We start from the raw sequence: 21,154 nt of genomic DNA on the forward strand, positions 1-21,154 counted from the left end.
GTTGAAGCCCGTGCTACGTTCGGCAAGTGGCTGATTCTGTCGTACTCGACCCGGTGGATCTCCGCATCCTGCGGCTGCTGCAGAACGATGCCCGGATCACCTACCGCGATCTCGCGGCCCAGGTCGGCGTCGCGCCGTCGACCTGCCTTGACCGTATCTCCCGGTTGCGCCGCTCCGGGGTGATTCTCGGACACCAGCTGCGGCTCGACCCGGCGAAACTCGGACGCGGCCTCGAGGCACTGCTCTCCGTACAGGTGCGACCCCATCGGCGTGAGCTCGTCGGGCCGTTCGTGGAGCGGATCAGGGCCCTGCCCGAGTCCCGGTCGGTGTTCCATCTCGCGGGCCCGGACGACTATCTGGTCCACGTGGCGGTGGCCGACACGGCGGACCTCCAGCGACTGGTCCTCGACGAGTTCACTGCGCGTCGCGAAGTGGCGCGGGTGGAGACACGGTTGATCTTCCAGCAGTGGGAGTGCGGCCCGCTCCTTCCGCCCGGCCCGGGGGCCGATGACCAAGGGGAGACCTCCGGCCAATCGTGATGACGGCGAGGTGTCCCGCGTACGAGGATGTCCGCATGTCAGACACGAAGATCCCGAACACGAGCGAGAGCGGCGGCCCGCTGCCTCGCCAGGTCGCCGACGCCTACGTCGACGAGCTCATCGTCCTCGACCCCGTCAACGGCACGTTCCTCGGCGTCAAGGCCAGCCACAGCAAGCTCCCCGACACCTCGCCGGCGGGTCAGGAAGCCGTCGCGGAGCTTGCCCGCACGACGCTCGCCCGGCTCGACGACGCCGAGCGCAGGCCCGGCGCGGACAGTGCGGCCGAACGCCGGTGCGCCCGGCTGCTGCGGGAGCGCCTGACCGCCGAACTCGCCGTGCACGAGGCCGACGAGGGACTGCGCGCGGTCGGCAATCTGCACACGATTCCGCACGCGGTGCGCGAGGTCTTCACCATGACGCCGATGGAGACGGACGAGGACTGGGCGGCGATCGCCGAACGGCTGCGTGCCGTGCCCGCCGCCTACGAGGGATATCGCGCGTCGCTCGAACTCGGCCTGGAGCGCAAGCTGTTCGCGGCTCCCCGGCCGACGGCCGTCTTCATCGGGCAGCTCGGCGAGTGGGCGGGCCCCGGCGGCGACGAGGGCCGCGGCTGGTTCGAGGAGTTCGCCGCGGACGGGCCCGACTCGCTGAGAGCCGAGCTGGACGCCGCGGCCCGCGCCGCCACCGCTTCGGTCGTGGCTCTGCGCGACTGGATGCGTGACGTGTACGCGCCCGCGATCGAGGGCGCCCCCGAGACGGTGGGCCGCGAGCGCTACGCCCGCTGGTCGCGCTACTTCAACGGCACGGACCTGGACCTCGACGAGGCGTACGCGTACGGCTGGTCCGAGTTCCACCGGCTGCTCGGCGAGATGCGCACCGAGGCCGAGAAGATCCTGCCCGGCGCCGAGACGCCGTGGGTGGCGCTCGCCCATCTCGACGAGCACGGCACGCACATCGAGGGCGTGGAGGAGGTGCGGGTCTGGCTGCAGGAGCTGATGGACGAGGCGATCGAGGCGCTGAACGGCACGCACTTCGAACTCGCCGAGCGGGTCCAGAAGGTGGAGTCCCACATCGCCCCGCCGGGCGGCGCGGCGGCCCCGTACTACTCGGGCCCCTCGGAGGACTTCTCACGCCCCGGCCGGACGTGGCTGCCGACAATGGGCGAGACCCGCTTCCCCGTATACGACCTGGTCTCCACCTGGTACCACGAGGGCGTGCCCGGGCATCACCTCCAGCTGGCTCAGTGGGCGCACGTCGCGGAGAACCTCTCCCGCTACCAGGCGACCATCGGCATCGTCAGCGCCAACGCGGAGGGCTGGGCGCTGTACGCGGAGCGGCTGATGGACGAGCTCGGCTTCCTCAAGGACGCCGAGCGCAGGCTCGGTTATCTGGACGCCCAGATGATGCGGGCGCTGCGCGTCATCGTCGACATCGGCATGCATCTCGAGTTGGAGATCCCGGCGGACTCGCCCTTCCGCCCGGGTGAGCGCTGGACACCCGATCTCGCGCAGGAGTTCTACGACGCGCACTGCAGCCGGCCCACGGATTACGTGGCGAGCGAGATGACCCGCTACCTCTCGATCCCCGGCCAGGCCATCGGCTACAAGCTGGGCGAGCGGGCCTGGCTCCTCGGCCGCGAGAACGCGCGGCGGCGGCACGGCGAGGCGTTCGACGCGAAGGCGTGGCACATGGCCGCGCTGTCGCAGGGGTCGCTGGGGCTCGACGATCTGGTGGACGAGTTGTCCGCGCTCTAGAGCTCTTTCAGCAACCGCAGTCCTCCGCGTCCACCGGGGCCGTCAGGGCGTCGGGCGTACGCCGCTCGGCGCCCTCCCAGGTCTCGTACCCGAAGCCCTCACGGGCCCAGTACTCGAAGCCGCCCAGCATCTCCTTGACCTGGAAGCCGAGTTGGGCGAGGGCCAGGGCGGCGCGGGTCGCGCCGTTGCAGCCGGGGCCCCAGCAGTACGTGACGACCGGGACGGACTTGTCGAGGAGTTGCGCCGCCTGCTCGGGGATGAGGGCGGTGGGAAGGTGGATCGCGCCGGGGATGTGGCCCTGGTCCCAGGACGCCGTCGAGCGGGAGTCGACCACGACGAAGCCGGGGTCACCCTCGGCGGCCAGCGCCGAGGCCACGTCGGACACGTCGGCGTGGAAGGCGAGGCTCGCGCCGAAGTAGGCGGCGGCCGCCGCGGGGGACGCGGGAGGCACCCGCAGGACGGAGTTCGGGGCGGCAGACGCTGCGGCCGGGGTGCTCGTGGCGGTCGTCGTTCCGGTGTTCGTCACTGTGCTCATGGCCGAAAATCTACGGGGGAAGCCACCGACCCAGAAGGGACGATCACCGGCGTACCTCTTGATCGGCCGGGGATTCCCCTGTTACCTCTCAGGCATGACCGGTTATTCCACGGACGCCACCGACTGGCGCATCCTCGATGTCCTCCAGCGCGAGGGCCGCGCCAGCTACGCCGAGCTGGCCCGCGCCGTCGCCATGTCCCCGAGCGCCGTCACCGAACGGGTCCGCCGCCTGGAGGAGGCGGGCGTGATCCAGGGGTACGCGGCCGTGGTCGACCCGGAGCGTCTTGGCCTGCCCATCCTGGCGTTCGTGCGCCTGCGCTACCCCAACGGCCATTACAAGCCGTTCCACGACCTGGTCGAGGTGACCCCCGAGATCCTGGAGGCACACCACGTCACCGGCGACGACTGCTTCGTGATCAAGGTCGCCGCGCGCTCCATGGGTCACCTGGAGGAAGTCGCGGGGAAGATCGGCGCGCTGGGTTCGGTGACCACCAGCATCGTCTACTCCTCCCCCCTGCCGAGGCGCCCGCTGGGCCGCTGAGCCGCCCGCCGGGGTCCCTCACACCCCGCCGCGCTGCCGCACGACCGAACCCGCGCGCCCCTTCTCGACCTCCAGCTGCGCGTGGACGCGGCGCCGCAGGTCCGCGACGTGGCTCACGATGCCGACGCTGCGGTCCCGCTCGCGCAGGGAGTCCAGGACATCGAGGACCTCGTCGAGCGTCTGGTCGTCGAGGCTGCCGAAGCCCTCGTCGATGAAGAGCGTGTCGAGCCGTACGCCGCCGGCCTCGTCGGTGACGACGTCCGCGAGGCCGAGCGCGAGGGCGAGCGAGGCGAAGAAGGTCTCACCGCCCGAGAGGGTGGACGTGTCGCGCTCCCGGCCCGTCCACGCGTCGACCACGTGCAGCCCGAGCCCCGAACGGCCGCGCCCCGTACGGTCGTCGGAGTGCACGAGGGTGTAGCGGCCCGACGACATGCGACGCAGCCGCGCGGTCGCCGCGGCCGCGACCTGTTCGAGGCGGGCCGCGAGGACGTAGGACTCCAGGCGCATCTTGCGTTCGTTGTCCGCCGACGTGCCCGCGGCGAGGCCCGCGAGGCGCGCCACGCGGTCGTGGTCGGCGCGCAGCGGCGCGAGCCGCCGGGCTCCGGCGGCCGACCGCTCGGAGAGCCGGTCGAGTTCGGCGCACCGCCGGGTGGCCGCGTCGAGCGCGGATGCCGCCGCCCGGGCCCGCTGGTCGGCGTGCTCGGCGGCTTCCTGGGCGGCCGGGACGTCGGCCTGCGGCTCCTCGGCGGCGGCGGCCGCGTCCGGCTCGGCGAGGAGGGAACGCACCGCCGCCTCTTCGTTCTGCCACGCGTCGATGCGGCGCTGCAGCTCCCGGTGGCCCGTGTCGTCGAGCAGGGCTTCGGCCGCGTCCCCCGGCGTGTCGAACCCGGCACGGAAGGCGGCGTCGGCGAGTCGCGCGTCGGCGTCCTTGAGCCGCTGGGCGGTGTCGTCGGCGGCGCGCACGGCCTCCGCGGCCTCGGTCAGGAGCGCGGCCTGCCGCTCCAGCTGGGCGGCCCGGGCGGCGACGCTGCCGCTGGCTCCCCGCGCGCGGGTCAACTCGGCCTCCAGCGCCACCTGTTCGCGCTCCAGGGTGTCCCGCAGGGTGGCGCGGGACGCGGACCGCACGACGGCTTCCTGCCGCGCGGCGACCCTGCGGTCGTGCTCGCGCTCGGCTTGGGCGAGGGATTCCCTTGCCGCGTGCAGCCCGGAGGCGCGGTCTCGCGCCTCGGCGTGCTCCCTGCGCAACTCCTCGACGAGTGCGGCGAGTTGGTCGACCGACGGCCCCTGGGGCGCGGCCTCCGGCTCTTCGCTGCCGCTCTCCGCGCCGGACGAGCCGAGGGCCGCCGCCCCGGCCGCCGCCAGCGACTCGCGCACCTCGCCCAGGTGCCGTTCCTCCTGCGTGCGTGCCTCCTCCGCCTGCCGGTAGGCGGCGAGCGCCGACTCCTCCGTGGCGCGGTCGACGTGACCCGCGCTCCGCGGTGCGGGCGCGGGGTGTTCGGTGGCTCCGCAGACCGCGCAGGGGGCGCCGTCGGCCAGCCCGGCGGCCAGTTCCGCCGCGATGCCGGTGAGGCGCTGTTCCTTCAGGGCGAGCCAGTGTTCGTGGGCCGTGGTGGCGCGCTCCCGGGCCGCGAGCGTTCGTTCGTGCGCGGCGGTCGCTTCCCCGGTGAGCCGGTCGCGACGGCACGCCGCGTCCAACCTGCCCTGCGTGGGCTCCAGTTGACCCGCGAGGTGCTCCGCGCGCGTCGCCGCTTCCTGGGCGGACTCGATGCGCGCCTGGAGCGTGGCTCTGGTCGCCTCCCAGCCGTCGAGCCAGCCCGCGGCCTCGCGCAGGAGGTCTTCGTCGGCACGTTCCTCGCGCTCCAACGAAGTCCGCTCGGCGCCGAGTTCGGTCAGGCGGCGCTCGGCGCGCCGGGCGGATTCGAGGCCGCCGAGTTCCTCGGTGACCTTGCGCGCGGCGGCCGCGAGTCCCGCCGCGCCGGAGTCGGCGAACGTGGCGGGCAGTTGTCCCCTCGCCCGGGTGTCCTCGGCGCTCGCACGGCGGTGTTCGTCCTCGGTGGCCCGGCGCAGGCCGAGCGCGGGGGCGACCCGCTCGGCCTTGCGGGCGCGCTCCATCCGGTCCAGTCGCTCCCGGTGCTCCTCGGCCCGCTCCTGAAGCCGCCCGGCCCGCTCACGCGCCTGGGCGAACCGCGCCTGCAGCCGGTCGAGTTCGCGTACGTCATCGAGGCGGCGCCCCGAGGCCGCCTGTGCGGACTCGGCGGCAACGAGCGCGCACTCGGCGACCGTGCGGCGCTCACGGGCGGTGGTGCGGGCGACGGCGGCCCAGGTCAGCACCGATTCGGCGAGCCCCGGGTCGCCGGGCGAAAGCTCGGGCAGCGGCGACTCGGCCTCCTCCAGGCCGCCCCCGGCGGCCTGCTGCATGCGGTGCGCGTCGGCTAGGAGCTCCCTGTCGCCTTCCCGTACCGCACCCTCGGCCTCGCGCCGCTGCTCGGCGAGGCGTTGCTCGACCGCCGCGAACCTGCGCGTGTCGAAGAGGCGCCCGAGGAGTTTGCCGCGGGCTTCGGCGTCGGCCCGCAGGAAGCGCGCGAAGTCGCCCTGCGGCAGCAGCACGACCTGGCAGAACTGCTCCTTGCTCATGCCGAGCAGCTGCGTGATCTCCTCACCGATCTCCTGGTGGGAGCGGCTGAGGTCCTTCCACGCGCCGGCATCACCGGCTTCCCCGGCCTCGTGCTCCCGGAGCCAGCTCTGCGCCTTCTCCATGGTGGTGCCGGTGCCGCGCTTCTTCGGACGCTCCCACGGCGGCTGCCGGGTGACCTCCAACCGGCGTCCGGCGACGGTGAGTTCGAGGCACACCTCCGTCCGCACGCCGGGCTGCGCGTGGTCGCTGCGCAGCGTCACGCCCTGGCCGCTGCCCTGCCGGGGTCCGGGCACCGAGCCGTACAGGCCGTAGCAGACGGCGTCCAGGACGGATGTCTTGCCCGCGCCGGTCGGTCCGTGCAGCAGGAAGAGCCCGGCGGCGGAGAGGTCGTCGAAGTCGATGTCCTGGGTGGTGCCGAAGGGGCCGAACGCGGTGATCCGCAGCCGGTGCAGCCTCATCGGGCCACCTCGCGCAGTGTGTCGTCGGCACGGACGGTGTCGAACGCCGCCCGCAGCACCGCCTGCTCGGGTACGTCGGGTCCCGCGCCCCGCACATGGGTCACGAAGTCCTCCGCGATCTGCTGGTCACTGCGGCCCTTCAGGCGCTGGGCGTACGAGATGTCCGGGTCCTCGGGGGCGCGTTCGGGGTCGAAGACGAGGCTGAGGGTGTGCGGGAAGCGCTCGCTGACGCGGGCCATGGGATCGTCGGGGCGCACCGGGTCGGTGAGCGTCGCCTCGACCCAGGCGTCCTCGTGGCGGGCGAGCTCCGGGTCGGCGAGCAGCGTCTCGAGTTCTCCGCGGATGCGGGCGAGCGGGCGCGGCACCGGGCAGTCGATCCGCTCGGCCGCGATCTCCCCCGCCGGTCCGAGGTCCACGAGCCACATGCTCTTGCGGTGCGTGGACTCGGAGAACGAGTACGGCAGCGGGGAGCCCGAGTAGCGCACGCGCTCACTGATGGCCTGGCTGCCGTGCAGATGGCCGAGCGCCACGTAGTCGACGCCGTCGAAGACGCCGGACGGCACGGCGGCGACCCCGCCGACGGTGATGTCCCGCTCGCTGTCGCTCGCCTCGCCGCCGGTGACGAAGGCGTGGGCGAGGACGACGGAACGGGTGCCCGGCATCCGGCCCGCCAGGTCGGCGCGGATCCGGTCCATGGCGGCGCCGAGCACCGCCTCATGACCGGCCCTCGGCACCGCGAACTCGTCCTTGACCAGGGCAGGCTCGAGGTAGGGAAGTCCGTAGAACGCCACGTCCCCGTGACCGTCGGCCAGGACCACCGGGTCCGCGCAGGCGGCCGGCGCGGTGCGCAGATGTATGCCCGCGCGGCCGATGAGCCCGGCACCGACACCCAGGCGGCGCGCCGAGTCGTGGTTGCCGGAGATCATCACCGTCGGGACGCCCAGGTCCGCGAGCCGGTGCAGCGCGTCGTCGAAGAGCTCGACGGCCGCGAGCGGCGGGACCGCCCTGTCGTACACGTCGCCGGACACGACGACGGCGTCCGCCTCGCGCTCACGCGCGGTGGTGACGAGGTGGCCGATGAACGCGGCTTGGGCGTCGAGCATGTTCACGCGGTGGAACGCCCGCCCCAGATGCCAGTCGGACGTGTGCAGAATTCTCAAGACGCCACTCCGGCCCGCATGCTCACTCAACCCCTCCAACGCCCCGGATCGAGGACCGCCCCAGCACGGGCCTCGCCGACAGCACCCACCACGCTAGCGCCTGTCGGCACCTGCTCCATCACGAACGTCGATGTGTCACGGAGAGGACGGCGGCTGCGCGGGCTGCGACGCGGGCGGCTGCTCCTGCTCCGAGGAGGGCGTCAGCGGGGCGGACGGTGAGGAGGGTTCCTCGGAGGAAGGGGGTTCGGAGGAGGGCGAAGAGGATGAAGGGGACGAAGAGGGCGAGCTCGACGAGGGCGAAGAGGACGGGGACGGCGACGCGGACGGCTGGTTCACCGGCGGCTCGGTCGTCGTGTCACCGGCGCCCGTGTCGCCCTTGTCACGTTCGAACCAGTCGCCGCTCTTCGGGTCGTACATGACGAATGCGTTCACGACCTCGGTGGCCGGCGCCACGACCACCACGTTCGACGACCGATAGCCGGGCCACGCGTCACCCTTCGGCTTCGGGGTGCTCTTCTGCGCGACGGGGGGCAGCAGCGGGTTGCCGCAGGCGCAGCGCACGCGGGGCACGCCCCGGTCGTCGACGAGCACGGCGGTCCCGGCCTGGAGGACCGCCTGATAGGCGGTGGGGGCGCCGTCGCGGTAACCGTGGTTGGTGACGCGGGTGTCCATGCGCAGCTGTACGGGGGTGAGCGAGCGCAGGTACGCGGGTACGCCGGACGCGTCGATGCCGAGGACCGAGGCGAACGCCTTGTTCTTCGCCGGGTCCTTCCGCAGGGCGCCGACCTGCTTCTCCACGTCACAGCTGCCGACCTTGCGCGTCCCGCCGTAGAGGCCGGGAGCTGCGCCGTCGACGCCGCGCGTCACGTTGGCCGAAGCCGAGGAGCTCGGCAGGGCGCTCGGGGACGCCGGCGTGGAGTCGTCCCGGGCCGTCGACTCGGTGAACGGGTCGGGGCCTTGCTTCCCCGCGGGCTGGAGGGCGACCTCGCCGCCGGACTCCGAGGTGCCGTCCGGACGCGTGAGGACGACGGTCAGCACCACGGCGGCCACCAGCGCGAGGGAGATCGCCGCCACGCGCGGCGCCGACTTCCACCAGGGGCGGTCCGGCGCCGGGCCCCCGCCGGGGGCGGGTTCGGGGCTCGCGCCACCCGGCGGGGGGCCCGGATGATCCGGTGGGCCGCCCGAGGTGCCACCAGGCTGCGGAGGGCCTGGCTGCGAAGGGCCCGAGAGCGGGCCGGACGGGGGTCCTGTGGGGCGTCCTGACGACGGCGGTTCGGCGCTCATGAGCACTTCTTCCCTGCGTAGGGGATGTATGGCGCCCAGACCCGATCACATACGCTTTGCCCGATCCGCACGCCTAATTCCTTTACGCGCCCATTGTGTGTCCCGCTTCCCGGGGGCCCGCAAGCCGACGCGGTCGGCCCTCCCGAGGGGCGGACCCCGGCGGCGCTGCTTAGCGTGACAACGTGAGCGACCAGACACCGCCCGAGCGGGCAGGCGCGCAGCGCGCGTCCGAGAACAGGCGGGCCCCCCACGGCTGGGTCCAGGCCCTCCTCGCGGTGCTCGCCGCGCTGGTGGCCATGGCCGTCGTCGCCACGCTCGGCCTGTGGGCCGCCGGGGCATCGGACCTGCCCGGCGGGGCGTTCCCCCGTGTCGTCGCGGCCGTCGTCGTGATGGCGGTCGGCGGCTCCGTCGGGCTCTCCGGTGACGCCGGGGCCATCGCCGAGACGAACGCGGGGCTCTCCGTGCTGCCCCTCTCGGTCACCCTCACCGGGGCTCTGGTGATCGCCGCCGGGTTCCTCAGGCCGCTGCGGCACCGGGCCGTCGCCGACACCCGGGAACTGGCCGGCTGGGCCGCGCGGTTCGCCGTGCTGTGGGTGCTGCTCCTCGTCGGACTCGGCCTGCTGGCCCGCCACCGGTTCACCCTCACACTCGGGGAGGGGCCCGCGGCCGACATCGGCGATCTGCTTGACGCCTCACCCAAGGTCGGCTTCGAGACGGATGTGCCGCTGACCATCCTCTTCGGGCTGCTGTGGCTCGCGGGCGTCCTCCTGGTGGCGCTGCTCGTCTCGCGCGGGGCGCCGCTGCCGGGCCGCCTGGTGCGCTTCCAGGAGTCGGTGCGTCCCGCGGCGCACGCCATGGTCGTCCTGCTCCTCGCGTACGTCGCCCTGGGGATCGTGGCCGGCCTGGTCGTGGCGGTGACCAAGGGGCACACGGCCGAGACGTTCGCCGTGCTGCTGCTCGGTCTTCCCAACCTCGTCTGGCTCGCCTTCACCATCGGGCTCGGCGCGTCCTGGGAGGGCCGCGTGGACGGTCCTTTCGGGCTGCCCATGCCGAAGGTCCTGGACGACGCACTGCGTACGCCGGCCGACTCCACGCTCAGTCTGCGGACCCTCGCCGACCACGACGGGCGGGTGTGGTGGCTGCTCGTGGTCGCGGCGGTCCTGGTGCTCGGCGCCGCGTTCCTGATGGCGGCGCGCTCGCCGGCCCGGATGCGGGCCTGGCAGCACGCCGTGCACATGGCGGTGGCGCTGACCCTGACCGTGCTCGCCGTCTGTCTGCTCGCCCGCGTGTCCGCCCACTACGGCCTGTCGCTCCTGGGCATCGGCGATCTGGGCGGCGGCCTTTCGGGCCTGGTGAAGCTGGACCCGAATCTGGGGACCGCGCTGGTCCTCGCGGTGGCATGGGGCCTGGTCACCGGTTTCGTCGGCGGCCTGCTGGCGCGCGGGGTGCACCGGCGCGGTGAGGTGGAGCAGGGAGGCGGCGGGCGCTAGGGCAACCGCCGGAAGACCGGGCGCGCCCAGGCCGGCGGTTCCGGGGGCGCTCCCGGGTCCGCCGGGGCTCCGACGACCCGGAGGTCCACCTGGGTGGGGGCATGGCCCTCGGCGCTTCCGGTGGCCGCGGCGCGCAGTGCGGCCGCGAATTCGAGGCAGGAGCCGTACCGGTCGTCCGGCCGCTTGGCCAGCGCCTTCACCAGGACGCCGTCGAGAGCGGCGGGGACCTCGGGGCGCATCTCCGTGAGGCGGGGCGGCTGGTCGTACTGGTGGGCCCAGAGCAGCGCCATGTCGTCGTCGCGCTGGAAGGGCGGCCCGCCGGCCATGGTCTCGTGCACGACGCAGGCGAGGCTGTAGACGTCGCACCGGCCGTCCACGGGCCGGCCGGATATCTGCTCGGGCGCTACATAGTCGAGGGTCCCCACGAACTGGCCGACGGTCGTGAAGCCGGTGAGCGACAGTGATTTCTTCGTCAGACCGAAGTCCGTGAGGTAGACGTGCTCCGGATGGTCGCTGTCCGTGCCCTTGGCCACGAGGATGTTGCCGGGTTTGACGTCGCGGTGGACCAGGCCGTGGTCGTGCGCCGCGTCGAGCGCGGAGGCGACCTGCGCGGCGATGCGGAGGGCCGCGCCGACGGGGAGGGGGCCCGAGTCGTCGAGCAGGTGCCGCAGGTCGAGCCCAGGGACGTACCGCATGGCGATGTAGAGCACGCCGTCCGTCTCGCCCGCCTCGAAGACCGGCACGATGTGCGGATGCTCGATCGCGGCGGCCACGCGTGACTCGTGCGTGAAGCGCTGCCGGAAGGTGTCGTTGCGCGCCAGCTCTGGGGCGAGCAGCTTCAGGGCGACGGTCCGGTCAAGGCGCAAATCCTTGGCACGGTAGACGACGGCCATTCCGCCACGCCCGATCTCGGACTCGACCCGATATCCGGCGATCTGCTGCCCGACCAGCTCGGAGGGACGCCCGGAGTGGGCACTCGGGCCCGCCGACACGTCGTCGCGCGGCACGGCCTCCATCACACGTCACCGGACCGAACCGGCGGGCCGGGGTCGGCCGTGCCGGGAGGAATGCGACGGGTGGCTTCCTCCGCGTACGGACCAGGCTCGGACCCCGCACCCGAAGCGTCCTCCACCACCTGCGTCGCCTCCGGCCCCACCGCACCACCGGAACGCATCCCCACGCCACTCCCTGGCGGCTCTCGCCGGGCACCGTCCTGACCGCCCGGCACGCGCACCGACCCCGGATCGGCCGCAGCCACCACCTGCGTCGCCTCCGGCCCCACCGCACCACCGGAACGCATCCCCACGCCACTCCCAGGCGGCTCTCGCCTGGCACCGTCCTGACCGTCCGGCACGCGCACCGACCCCGGATCGGCCGCAGCCACCACCTGCGTCGGCTCCGGGCCCGCCCCTCCAACGGAGCGCAACCCCACGCCACTCCCAGGCGGCTCTCGCCGGGCACCGTCCTGACCGCCCGGCACGCGCACCGACCCCGGATCGGCCGCAGCCACCACCTGCGTCGGCTCCGGCCCTGCCCCGCCACCACTCGGCATCCCCCCGCCACTCCCGCGCGGCACTGCGCGAGCGCCGTCCTGACCCTCCGGAGCACGCACCCACCCCGAATCCGCCGCAGCCACCACCTGCGTCGGCTCCGGGCCGTTCCTCCTCGCGCCGCTCGGCGACACACCGTCAGCCCCGTTGCCGTCGACGCTCGGCGTCTCCCCCACCGCGTACGTGCTGAGCCGGGCCCCGTCGCAATACACCCACCGCTCGTGTTCGGCGTCGTAGAGCCACATCGCGTCGCCGTCCACGACCACGCCCACCCTCAGTCCACGGGTCCGTTGCCGGAAGGTGTCGGCGTCGGTCTCGCCGGCCGCCAGGTCCCGCGTCGCGCGGCGGAAGTCGGTCAGTGCCGCCTCGGTGCGTGCGAGGAGCGGGGCCGGGTCCGCCGTACGGGTCAAGGGGTGGCCGGCGGCGGGTGGGTCCGCAGGGACCGCGATGAGGAGGCGGCCGTCGACCCAGGCCGACCAGTCGTTCGCGCAGACGATCCGGGCCCAGTCACCGAGCCGGTCGACCAGTTGGACGGGCAGGAGCGCGTCGAGCGGGGTCGTCGGACGGTTCACGTCCGGCGCCTCCCAGGCGGAGAGCCCGTCCTGGGGGACGACGTGTGTGGGGCGGAAGTCCGCTGTGGTCATGTCGTCCACTCCTGCACCCTTGCCCGAATCCGCTCCCACTCACCACTCGCTACTTCCGCATCACCGCGGGCTCATGCCGTCTCAGCAGCCGCGCCACCAGGTAACCGAACACGACCGAGAGGGCCACCAACATGCCCATGTTGAGCAGCCAGACGCCCGCCGAGTGCCGGAAGAGGGGATCGGAGGTCAGCTCCCCCGGCACGATCCTGCCGAGCCCGATCGTCCCCGCCATCGCACCCAGCGCCCACCGCGACGGCACGAGCCACGCGAGCTGCTCCACACCGGGCACCCCGTGCAGTTTCAGGAGGGCGCCGCAGAACACCACCTGCACGATGGCGAGCAGCACGAGCAGCGGCATCGTCACTTCTTCCTTGCGCACGAGCGCCGAGACCAGGAGCCCCAGCATCATCGCCGTGAACGCCAGCATCGCCACCGCCACGGTGATCTCGACCAGGGGTGGCAGCAGCACGCCCTCGCCGCCGGGCGCGTTGAGGTCGACGCCGAGCAGCGCCACCAAGGTCAGCACGACGGCCTGGAGGACGGTGATCGTCCCCAGTACGACGACCTTGGACATCAGGTACGCCGATCTGGAGAGCCCGACCGCTCTCTCGCGCCGGTAGATGACACGCTCCTTGACCAGTTCCCGCACGGCGTTGGCCGCACCGGTCAGGACTCCGCCGACGCAGAGGATGAGCAGCGCGTTCATGGCCGTCTCCTGCGTCAGCTTGCTCCCGGACAGCGCGCGGGCCATGGCGCCCATCACGAACGGCAGCGCGATCATGATCGCGAGGAAGGTCCGGTCGGCGCCGAGCGCGGCCGTGTACCGCCGTACCAGTGTCCGGAGTTGGGAGCCCCAGCTCTGCGCCTTGGGCGGCGGTGCGAACGCGGCGACCGGGCCCGCCCCGCTCTGCGGCATCGGCGGCTGCGCCGAGGAGTTGACGATGTACCGCTGGTGCAGGGGCGAGTGCCGGTACTCCCCCGCCCAGTCCCGGTCGCGGTCACCCTCGAAGGCCTCGAACGCCTCGGGCCACTCATCGAAGCCGAAGAACGGGAGTGCGTCCTTCGGAGGCCCGTAGTAGGCGATCCTGCCGCCCGCGGCGAGCACGAGGAGCCGGTCGCAGCCGTCGAGGCTGAGCACGCTGTGCGTGACGACGATGACCGTCCGGCCGTCGTCGGCGAGGCCGCGCAGCATGTGCATCACCGAGCGGTCCATGCCCGGGTCGAGCCCGGACGTCGGTTCGTCGAGGAAGAGCAGGGACGGTTTCGTCAGGAGTTCGAGGGCGACGCTCACGCGCTTGCGCTGTCCGCCGGAGAGGCTGTGGATGGGCTGGTCGACGCGCTGCTCGAGGCCGAGCTCGCGGATGACCTCATCGACCCTGGCCCGGCGTTCGGCTTTCTCGGTGTCCTGGGGGAAGCGCAGCTCGGCGGCGTATCCCAGGGCGCGGCGCACGGTGAGCTGCGCGTGCAGGATGTCGTCCTGCGGCACGAGTCCGATGCGCTGACGGAGTTCGGCGTAGTCGCGGTAGAGGTCGCGGCCGTCGTAGAGGACCGTGCCGTCGTCGGCGGGGCGCAGCCCGGTGAGGGCGTTGAGGAGGGTGGACTTCCCCGCGCCGCTGGGGCCGACCACGGCCAGCAGGCACTTCTCGCCGACGGGGAAGGAGACCCGGTCCAGAAGCGTCTTGCGGCCCTTGTCGACGGCGACCGTCAGCTCCTGGACGTCGAGCGAGACCTCGCCGGTGTCGACGTACTCCTGGAGCTGGTCGCCGACCAGGCAGTACGCGCGGTGGCCGACGCCGACGATGTCCCCGGCCGCGACCGGGGCGCGGCCGACCGGCTGGCCGTTGAGATAGGTGCCGTTGTGGCTGCCGAGGTCGACGATCTCGTAGGTGCCGTCCGCGAGCACCCGCAGCTCGGCGTGCCGGCGCGAGACGACGAGGTCGTCGATGACCAGGTCGTTGTCGGCGGCTCGGCCGATGCGGACGGTGCGGGCGGGCAGTGGGCGCACGGTCGTCGGCTGCCGGAAGGTGCCGGTGGCCGCCGAGGGGGTGCGGACGGCGGAGGGGCGCTCGGGCGCGGCGGGCGGGGGCGGCGTACGGCCGACGAGTACCGCGCGCGGGCCGTCGGTGACGCTGCCGAAGCGCAGGACGCTGCCGGCGCCGACGTCCCACTCCTGGACGCGCTGCCCGTCGGCGTAGGTGCCGTTCGTGCTGTGCTCGTCCTCGATCGTCCAGTGGTCGCGCTCGGCGTGCAGGACGGCGTGGTGCCAGGAGACGCGGGCGTCGTCGATGACGACGTCGCTCAACGGGTCGCGTCCCACGTGATAGTCCCGGCTCGGACTCATCACCGTGGAGCCGGTGTCGGTCTCCAGGACGAGTTCGGGCGCAGTCGGTGCTGCGGACCGCTCTCCCATGCCCGAATTCTACCCATTCGCACGCATCCATGCCTGGGCTCGGGCACCCGCCGGGCGTCAGACGTCCCCGTACGCCTCTCCCCCGGGCTCGAAGACCGCGGCGCCCGCGGTCGCGTCCGCCAGCCAGGCCCTGAACGCCTCGACGTCGGCGTCGGGAAGACCGATCTCGATGGTCACCGCGTCCCCGTAGCGCACGTCACGCACCTCGCGCCCCGCCGACCGCAGATCGTTCTGGATCTTGCCCGCGCGCTGGTGGTCGACCGTGACGGTGGCGAGCCTGAAGCGCCTGCGGGTCAGCGTGCCGACCGCGTCGAGCGCCTCGCCGACAGCGCCTCCATAGGCCCTGATCAGTCCTCCGGCGCCGAGCTTGACCCCGCCGTAGTAGCGGGTCACGACGGCGATGACGTACCGCATGTCGCGGCGCAGCAGCATCTGGAGCATCGGCACACCGGCCGTGCCGCCGGGCTCCCCGTCGTCGCCGGCCTTCTGCACCCCGGCGTCGGCACCGATGACGTACGCGAAGCAGTTGTGCGAAGCGGACGGGTGCTCCTTGCGGATACGCGCGACGAACGCCTGGGCCTCCTCCTCGGTGGCCGCGGGCGCGAGGGCGCACAGGAAGCGCGAGCGGTTGACCTCGGTCTCGTGCACGGCCTCGCGGGCCACTGTGCGGTACTCGTCGTGCATCCCGCCAGCGTAGGCCCCCGCTCGGGGAGCGGCCCCGGTACGGTGACCCGTTGTGACGTCACCTTCGAATCCCGTACGCCAAGTCCCCCGCGCCACTGACGTGTTGGGGACACTGCTCGCCGCCGCTCCGGTCACCGTCGCGGAGACCCGCGAGGACCCGGCCGATCCCTTCCTTTTTCCCGAGGAGGCGGACGTCGTGGCGCGGGCCGTGGACAAGCGGCGCCGCGAGTTCGCCACGGTCCGCGGTTGCGCCCGTACCGCGCTGGCCGAGCTCGGCGTGCCGCCCGTGCCGATCCTGCCGGGGCCCAAGGGCGCGCCGCGCTGGCCCGACGGCATCGTCGGCAGCATGACGCACTGCGCGGGTTACCGCGCCGCCGCCGTGGCCCGCGCCTCCGCGGTCCTGTCCGTCGGCATCGACGCGGAGCCGGCAGCTCCGCTCGCCGACGCCGACGTCCTGAAGCTGGTGTCGGACGAGTCGGAGCGCGCGGCCCTCGCCGAGCTGGGCGTCCGGCACCCGGACGTGCCCTGGGACCGGCTGCTCTTCAGCGCCAAGGAATCCGTCTACAAGACGTGGTTCCCGCTCACCGGCCGCTGGCTCGGCTTCGAGGACGCGCGCCTTGACCTGGCCCCGGACGGCACGTTCACCGCGGCGCTCCTCGTCCCCGGGCCGACGGTGGCGGGGCGCGAGCTGACCGGCTTCGCGGGCACCTGGCTGATACGTGACGGCGTGGCGGTCACCGCCATCGTCCTGCCGCTCACTCCTGCTCCGCCCGGAAGGTAGGCACCCCGCCGAGCCAGGTGCCGAGCACCTGCACCTGCCGGATGGCCATCGGATCGACGGCACGCGGATCGGCGGAGAGCCTGACCAGGTCCGCGGGCGCGCCGGGCACGAGCGCGCCGCGGTCGTCCGCACCGGCCTGGTGGGCTACGCCGCTGGTGGCCGCCGTGAGCGCCTGCTCCACGGTGAGCCGCTGGTGCGGGGTCCAGCCCTCCTCGGGCAGCCCGTCGAACGTGCGCCTGGTGACCGCGACTTGGATGCCTTCGAGCGGCTCGTACGAACTGACGGGCCAGTCGCTGCCGAACGAGAGCCGTACCCCGTCGCGGGCCAACTCCCCCATCGGGTACTGCCGGTCGGAGCGTTCGGCGCCGATCCGCGGCATGGAGAGATCGGTCTGGAGCGGGTCGGGCTGCGCCCACAGGGGCTCGAAGTTGGCGATGACGCCGAGTGCGGCGAAGCGCGGCAGGTCGGCCGGGTCGACGAGCTGGACGTGGGTGATCACGGGCCGCCGGTCCCAGCCGGGATTGGCGTGGACCGCGGCCTCCACCGCGTCGAGCGCGGCCCGTACGCCCGCGTCGCCGATGGCGTGGATGTGCGTCTGGAAGCCGTCGGCGTCGAACGCGCGGACCGCTTCGGTGAGCGCGCCCGGCTCCCACACGGGCATGCCGCAGCTGTGCGGCGCGTCCAGATAGGGGTCGAGCAGGGCGGCCGTACCGCCTTCGATCACGCCGTCGCTGAAGTACTTCACCGTGCGCGCGGACAGCATCGGGCCGCCCTCGGCGTTCACCCGTGCCCGCGCCGCGTCGAACTGCTTGCGCTGCTCGCGCCAGCGGTCGGGGTCGGCGCGCTGGGCCAGGTCCACGCGCACGCTCAGCGCACCCTGCCGGGCCGCCGCGAGATAGGCCTTCACCATCTCCGGCTCCACCCAGGCGTCCTGCACCCAGGTGATGCCCGCTCGCGCGTACGCCCGGCCCGCGCGGCGCACCGCTTCGACCAGTTCGGCCTCCTCGCGCGCGGGCACCTGGTCGAGCACCAGGTCACAGGCGTGCCACTCCCGCAGGGTGCCCATCGGCGAGCCGTCGGCGCGCCGGACGATCCAGCCGAGCCGCGGATCGGGCGTCGAGTCCCGCACCCCGGCCCTGCGCAGCGCCTCCGAGTTGCACCACACCGTGTGATAGTCGTGGGCCCGCAGCACGACGGGCCGTTCGCTCACCGCCGCGTCGAGCCACCGGGCGTCGAACTCGCCGTCGGGCGCGAGCGCCGGGTCGTAGGACGCGCCGACGATCCACTCCGCGTCCGGGTGCGCGGCGGCCCACCGCCCGACCTCCGCGACGATCGCGGCGACCGAGGTGAGGTCCTTGATCTGCGGGCCGAAGCTCTCCAGGCCGCCGAACAGCGGGTGGGCGTGGCCGTCCCCGAACGCGGGCAGGAGCAGCCCGTCCCCCAACTCGACGACCTCGTCGGCCACTTCGGCCAGGTCGTGCGCCTCGTCCCCGAGCGCGACGACGCGTCCGTCGCGTACGGCGAGCGCCGTGGTGTCCGCGTGGGCATCGCTTCCGGTGCGGACCGCCCCCAGGAAGACCCACGTCACCGTCTCGTCCGCCATGCTGTTCCGCTCCTCCATCACACGCTCTCCGCGTCCACTGTCGTCAGTCGTTCGTACGCCCGCGGATCGCGCCGTCGGATTCGCAGGGCCAGTGCCGCTCCCGCCACGAACAGCACGGGCAGCGGCGCGATCAGGGCCGCGTTGACGCCGCCCGAAGCGCCCGTCAGGAGATCGAGGTTGGCGCACACCAGGGCGATCAGCACCGCCAGGCCCGCGCACGCGACCACCGGGGCCGCGCGAACCCGCCAGGCGGGCATGCCCCGGCGATCGCGCCGGAAGAAGCCGTACACCGCGAGCGCGGCGAGCGCCTGCATCAGCATCACGCCGAGGATGCCGGAGCCGTTGCTCCACAGGAACGTGACGGTGTACGGATCGGCGCCGCTGACGACGGTCACGGCGACCACGGCCAGCGCGAGCCCCGACTGCGCCACGACCGCCGCGACCGGTGCCCGCGTCTTCGGGGACACGGCGGCGAGACGGCGCGGCAACAGCCCCTCGCGGCCCAGGGCGTAGAAGTAGCGGGCGGCGCCGTTGTGGAAGGCGAGGGTCGCGGCGAAGGCGCTGGTGATGATCAGCACGTGCATGGAGTCGGCGGCCCAGGCCCCCGCGAACCGTTCGGTGGCCGCGAACACCATGTCGGCGCCGCCCTCGCCCTTGGCGACGGCCTGCGCGCGGTCGGAACCGTACGCGTTGATGATCGTCCACACCGTGAAGGTGTAGAAGAGCGCGAGGAAGGCCACGGCGATGTAGGTGGCGCGCGGCACCGTGCGTGCGGGCTCCCGCGCCTCCTCCGCGTAGATGGCCGTCGCCTCGAACCCGACGAACGCACCGACGGCGAGCACGAACATGCCGCCGACGCCCGGCCCGTCCAGGTGCTGGGGTGAGAGTGTGCCGAGGTCGAAGCCCTGCGGACCGCCGCCGTGCGCGAACAAGCCGGCTTCGAGGACGAGCAGCACGAGCACTTCGAGGACCAGGGCGACACCGAGCACCTTGGCGCTGAACGTGACCTTCAGATAGCCGAGCACACCGATCGCGACGAGCCCGGCGAGCGCCCAGATCCACCAGGCCACGCGGACCCCGGTCAGGTCGTCGAACCCGGACTCGGTGAACCAGCCGAAGGCGACGAGCAGTCCGACCTCGATGGCGTTGTACGAGAACAGCGCGACGTACGCGGACCCGGCGCCGGCGGGGCGCCCGAGCCCGCGCCCGATGTAGGCGTAGAAGGCGCCCGCGTTGCGCACGAAGCGGCTCATCGCCGTGAATCCGGCCGCGAAGACGATGAGCAGCAGCCCCGATATCAGGTAACCGAGGGGCGCCGCCCGGCCCGCCATGCCGATCGCCAGCGGGGCCACTCCAGCCATCACGGTCAGCGGCGCCGCGGCGGCCACGACGAAGAAGACGAGATCGCCGGTGCCGACGGCGCCGCCGCTGAGGCCCTTGTCGGCGTGGGAGGGGGGTGCGGTCACGCGGGCTCCCGGGCAGCAAGAGGAATAAACTAAAGCCTTTAGTTCGGGCTGGGCAGGACCGTACTCTGCACACGGGCGGCTGTGAAGACCCCGTCCACAGGAGGACTCCGGGGACAGCCCGGGGACAGCCCGGGGACAGCCCGGGGGGAAGGCCCCACGCAGAGACGGGAGTTGCCGGGCCATGGGCAGAGGGAGACCGCGCATACCGGTGCTCGACGCGGATCTGATAGCGCGGGAGGCCCTCGCGCTGATCGACGCCGAGGGGGCCGACGCGTTCAGCCTGCCCCGCCTCGCTGCGCGCCTCGGGGTGCGGACCGCCTCGCTCTACAACCATCTCAATGGCCGCGCCGAGGTCATCGAGGGCGTACGGCGGCTGATCGTCGAGGAGATGGACGTCTCCGCCTTCGACACGCTGCCGTGGCCCGAGGCCCTTGCCGCGTGGGCCCGTTCGTACCGCGACGCCTTCGCGAGGCACCCGCACTCCATCGGCCTGCTGGCCACCACCACCATCAGCTCACCGGCCACGCTCGGCATGTACGAGGCGGTCGTGACGGCCCTGGCCCGTGGCGGCTGGCCGCAGGAGCGGCTGGTCGCGGCGATGACCAGCGTCGAGTCCTTCCTGCTCGGCTCGGCGCTCGACCTCGTGGCGCCGCCGATGATGATCGACCCGGCCGGGCACGCGCCACGGGTGCCCGTCCTGGCGGCAGCCCTGGAGAGTGCCGTCGGGGGCGACAAGGCGGGGCGGGCCGAGGACGCCTTCGCGTCGGGACTGGACGCGCTGATCCGAGGGCTGGTGGCTCAACTGGCGGATGTGCGCCCGGCGTAGGCCGGCCGAGACGGTCAGAGGCCGCGCGCCGGGTCGGCGAGCGTCTCCCAGAACATCGCCTCGTAGCGCTGGAGGAGCTTCCCGTGACGCAGGGCGGATCCCGTCGCGTCGAGACCACGGTCCATGCCCGCACGCACCGCGGCCAGCGCCTGCCGCTCCAGGTCGGGCGCGGGCCCGGCGAAGAGGGCGAAGAAGCCGCAGGCCTCCTCGCCGAAGCCGTAGTGCGCCGGCAGGGCGTCGGTGAGCGTCGCGCAATAGGCCCCCCAGGACGCGAAGTTGGCGGTCAGGGCGAGGACCACGTCGACGGGGGTGCCGTTCAGGGCGAGCCAGGCCACGTACGCCGGATAGGCCTGGCAGCCCGCCCGCGGCTCGTACGCCTCGGCGTCGGATTTGTCCACGCCGCATGCCGCGATCAGGCTGCCGAGCCGGTCGAAGGCGAGCGTCTCCCCCTCGGCGAGGGTGCGGAAGAACGCCTCGCACTCGGTTTCGCCCGTGTCGGCCGAGCGTGCGGCCAGGTGCAGGAAGGAGCGGCGGTCGGCGGGGATCACGGAGCGCTGCTCCAGGGCGAGAGCGGTGATCGCGGAACGGTTCGCGGTGCCGTCCGCGAGGCGTGGGACGAGCGGGTTGGCCGCCGGATCGGGCGCGAGCCGCGCCACCACGTCGTCGAGCAGTTCCTGTGCGGTCCGTGTCATCGTCCGTCCTTCCCGCCTTCGGCAGAACCGGCTCTCTTGACGGCCCCTCAAGGAGCGCCACATCGTAACGGGACGCGGCACGAGGGGGCAGGCCATCCCGCC

17 protein-coding genes are annotated in these 21,154 nt (G+C 73.1%); 6 read left to right on the forward strand and 11 right to left on the reverse strand.

The window, feature by feature from the left end; genetic code table 11:
- Positions 1-26 precede the first annotated feature (26 nt).
- Positions 27-539: an Lrp/AsnC family transcriptional regulator gene (locus ACWD02_RS36060; RefSeq protein WP_451218936.1), complete on the forward strand. Its 513-nt coding sequence runs from the start codon at positions 27-29 to the stop codon at positions 537-539.
- Between the two features lie 35 nt (positions 540-574).
- Complete coding sequence (locus tag ACWD02_RS36065) at positions 575-2,293, forward strand: DUF885 domain-containing protein (protein WP_451218939.1); 1,719 nt, start codon at positions 575-577, stop codon at positions 2,291-2,293.
- Positions 2,294-2,300: 7 nt separating this feature from the next.
- On the opposite strand, the gene ACWD02_RS36070 is transcribed toward ACWD02_RS36065, so the two are convergent.
- Positions 2,301-2,828: a rhodanese-like domain-containing protein gene (locus ACWD02_RS36070; RefSeq protein ID WP_451218941.1), complete on the reverse strand. Its 528-nt coding sequence runs from the start codon at positions 2,826-2,828 to the stop codon at positions 2,301-2,303.
- Between the two features lie 94 nt (positions 2,829-2,922).
- Here ACWD02_RS36070 and ACWD02_RS36075 point away from each other — a divergent pair, with 94 nt between their 5' ends.
- Positions 2,923-3,369 (forward strand): Lrp/AsnC family transcriptional regulator, encoded by a 447-nt coding sequence (locus ACWD02_RS36075; protein WP_365822191.1) that lies wholly within the window; start codon positions 2,923-2,925, stop codon positions 3,367-3,369.
- An 18-nt stretch (positions 3,370-3,387) separates the two neighbouring features.
- Here ACWD02_RS36075 and ACWD02_RS36080 read toward each other — a convergent pair whose 3' ends face one another.
- From ACWD02_RS36080 to ACWD02_RS36090, 3 genes are all read right to left on the reverse strand, one after another.
- On the reverse strand, positions 3,388-6,462 hold the full coding sequence (locus ACWD02_RS36080; protein WP_451218945.1) for an AAA family ATPase: 3,075 nt from the start codon (positions 6,460-6,462) through the stop codon (positions 3,388-3,390).
- Positions 6,459-7,622, reverse strand: coding sequence for an exonuclease SbcCD subunit D (locus ACWD02_RS36085; protein ID WP_451218948.1), 1,164 nt, complete (start codon positions 7,620-7,622; stop codon positions 6,459-6,461). Before ACWD02_RS36085 ends, ACWD02_RS36080 begins: the two co-directional genes overlap by 4 nt.
- A gap of 135 nt (positions 7,623-7,757) precedes the next feature.
- Entirely contained in the window at positions 7,758-8,906 is a 1,149-nt protein-coding gene (locus tag ACWD02_RS36090; RefSeq protein WP_451218951.1) for a DUF6777 domain-containing protein, read from the reverse strand.
- 182 nt (positions 8,907-9,088) lie between these two features.
- Here ACWD02_RS36090 and ACWD02_RS36095 point away from each other — a divergent pair, with 182 nt between their 5' ends.
- The gene (locus ACWD02_RS36095; RefSeq protein ID WP_451218954.1) at positions 9,089-10,396 is read left to right on the forward strand and encodes a streptophobe family protein; all 1,308 of its coding nucleotides are present in this window, start codon (positions 9,089-9,091) and stop codon (positions 10,394-10,396) included.
- Here ACWD02_RS36095 and ACWD02_RS36100 read toward each other — a convergent pair.
- From ACWD02_RS36100 to ACWD02_RS36115, 4 genes are read right to left on the reverse strand one after another with little or no spacing between them, the layout of a single operon-like run.
- On the reverse strand, positions 10,393-11,412 hold the full coding sequence (locus ACWD02_RS36100) for a serine/threonine-protein kinase (protein ID WP_451218957.1): 1,020 nt from the start codon (positions 11,410-11,412) through the stop codon (positions 10,393-10,395). The two genes, ACWD02_RS36095 and ACWD02_RS36100, sit on opposite strands and share 4 nt — an antisense overlap.
- Entirely contained in the window at positions 11,412-12,590 is a 1,179-nt protein-coding gene (locus tag ACWD02_RS36105) for a hypothetical protein (RefSeq protein ID WP_451218960.1), read from the reverse strand. Before ACWD02_RS36105 ends, ACWD02_RS36100 begins: the two co-directional genes overlap by 1 nt.
- A gap of 49 nt (positions 12,591-12,639) precedes the next feature.
- Positions 12,640-15,000: an FHA domain-containing protein gene (locus ACWD02_RS36110; RefSeq protein WP_451218962.1), complete on the reverse strand. Its 2,361-nt coding sequence runs from the start codon at positions 14,998-15,000 to the stop codon at positions 12,640-12,642.
- Positions 15,001-15,057: 57 nt separating this feature from the next.
- Positions 15,058-15,684, reverse strand: a complete 627-nt coding sequence (locus ACWD02_RS36115) for a YigZ family protein (RefSeq protein WP_451218965.1) — start codon at positions 15,682-15,684, stop codon at positions 15,058-15,060.
- A gap of 100 nt (positions 15,685-15,784) precedes the next feature.
- Between ACWD02_RS36115 and ACWD02_RS36120 the strand changes: the two genes are divergently transcribed.
- Positions 15,785-16,465, forward strand: coding sequence for a 4'-phosphopantetheinyl transferase family protein (locus tag ACWD02_RS36120; RefSeq protein WP_451219174.1), 681 nt, complete (start codon positions 15,785-15,787; stop codon positions 16,463-16,465).
- On the opposite strand, the gene ACWD02_RS36125 is transcribed toward ACWD02_RS36120, so the two are convergent.
- Positions 16,440-18,068: an amidohydrolase gene (locus ACWD02_RS36125; RefSeq protein WP_451218968.1), complete on the reverse strand. Its 1,629-nt coding sequence runs from the start codon at positions 18,066-18,068 to the stop codon at positions 16,440-16,442. The genes ACWD02_RS36120 and ACWD02_RS36125 overlap by 26 nt on opposite strands.
- A gap of 17 nt (positions 18,069-18,085) precedes the next feature.
- Positions 18,086-19,534 carry an APC family permease gene (locus tag ACWD02_RS36130; protein ID WP_451218970.1) on the reverse strand — a complete coding sequence of 483 codons (1,449 nt, stop codon included), beginning with the start codon at positions 19,532-19,534 and terminating at the stop codon, positions 18,086-18,088.
- Between the two features lie 181 nt (positions 19,535-19,715).
- On the opposite strand from ACWD02_RS36130, the gene ACWD02_RS36135 reads away from it, so the two are divergent.
- The gene (locus ACWD02_RS36135; RefSeq protein ID WP_451218973.1) at positions 19,716-20,360 is read left to right on the forward strand and encodes a TetR/AcrR family transcriptional regulator; all 645 of its coding nucleotides are present in this window, start codon (positions 19,716-19,718) and stop codon (positions 20,358-20,360) included.
- 14 nt (positions 20,361-20,374) lie between these two features.
- Here the strand turns inward: ACWD02_RS36135 and ACWD02_RS36140 are convergent, their stop codons facing one another.
- Entirely contained in the window at positions 20,375-21,052 is a 678-nt protein-coding gene (locus tag ACWD02_RS36140) for a thiaminase II/PqqC family protein (protein WP_451218976.1), read from the reverse strand.
- Positions 21,053-21,154 lie beyond the last annotated feature (102 nt).

Source organism: Streptomyces sp. NPDC002853 (assembly GCF_053591915.1).

Coding starts and splice junctions, on each gene's coding strand:
- ACWD02_RS36115 (WP_451218965.1), bottom strand. CDS start 15,684: ATGCACGACGAGTACCGCACAGTGGCCCGCGAGGCCGTGCACGAGACC.
- ACWD02_RS36080 (WP_451218945.1), bottom strand. CDS start 6,462: ATGAGGCTGCACCGGCTGCGGATCACCGCGTTCGGCCCCTTCGGCACC.
- ACWD02_RS36125 (WP_451218968.1), bottom strand. CDS start 18,068: ATGGCGGACGAGACGGTGACGTGGGTCTTCCTGGGGGCGGTCCGCACC.
- ACWD02_RS36070 (WP_451218941.1), bottom strand. CDS start 2,828: ATGAGCACAGTGACGAACACCGGAACGACGACCGCCACGAGCACCCCG.
- ACWD02_RS36065 (WP_451218939.1), top strand. CDS start 575: ATGTCAGACACGAAGATCCCGAACACGAGCGAGAGCGGCGGCCCGCTG.
- ACWD02_RS36100 (WP_451218957.1), bottom strand. CDS start 11,412: ATGGAGGCCGTGCCGCGCGACGACGTGTCGGCGGGCCCGAGTGCCCAC.
- ACWD02_RS36090 (WP_451218951.1), bottom strand. CDS start 8,906: ATGAGCGCCGAACCGCCGTCGTCAGGACGCCCCACAGGACCCCCGTCC.
- ACWD02_RS36135 (WP_451218973.1), top strand. CDS start 19,716: ATGGGCAGAGGGAGACCGCGCATACCGGTGCTCGACGCGGATCTGATA.
- ACWD02_RS36105 (WP_451218960.1), bottom strand. CDS start 12,590: ATGACCACAGCGGACTTCCGCCCCACACACGTCGTCCCCCAGGACGGG.
- ACWD02_RS36110 (WP_451218962.1), bottom strand. CDS start 15,000: ATGGGAGAGCGGTCCGCAGCACCGACTGCGCCCGAACTCGTCCTGGAG.
- ACWD02_RS36140 (WP_451218976.1), bottom strand. CDS start 21,052: ATGACACGGACCGCACAGGAACTGCTCGACGACGTGGTGGCGCGGCTC.
- ACWD02_RS36075 (WP_365822191.1), top strand. CDS start 2,923: ATGACCGGTTATTCCACGGACGCCACCGACTGGCGCATCCTCGATGTC.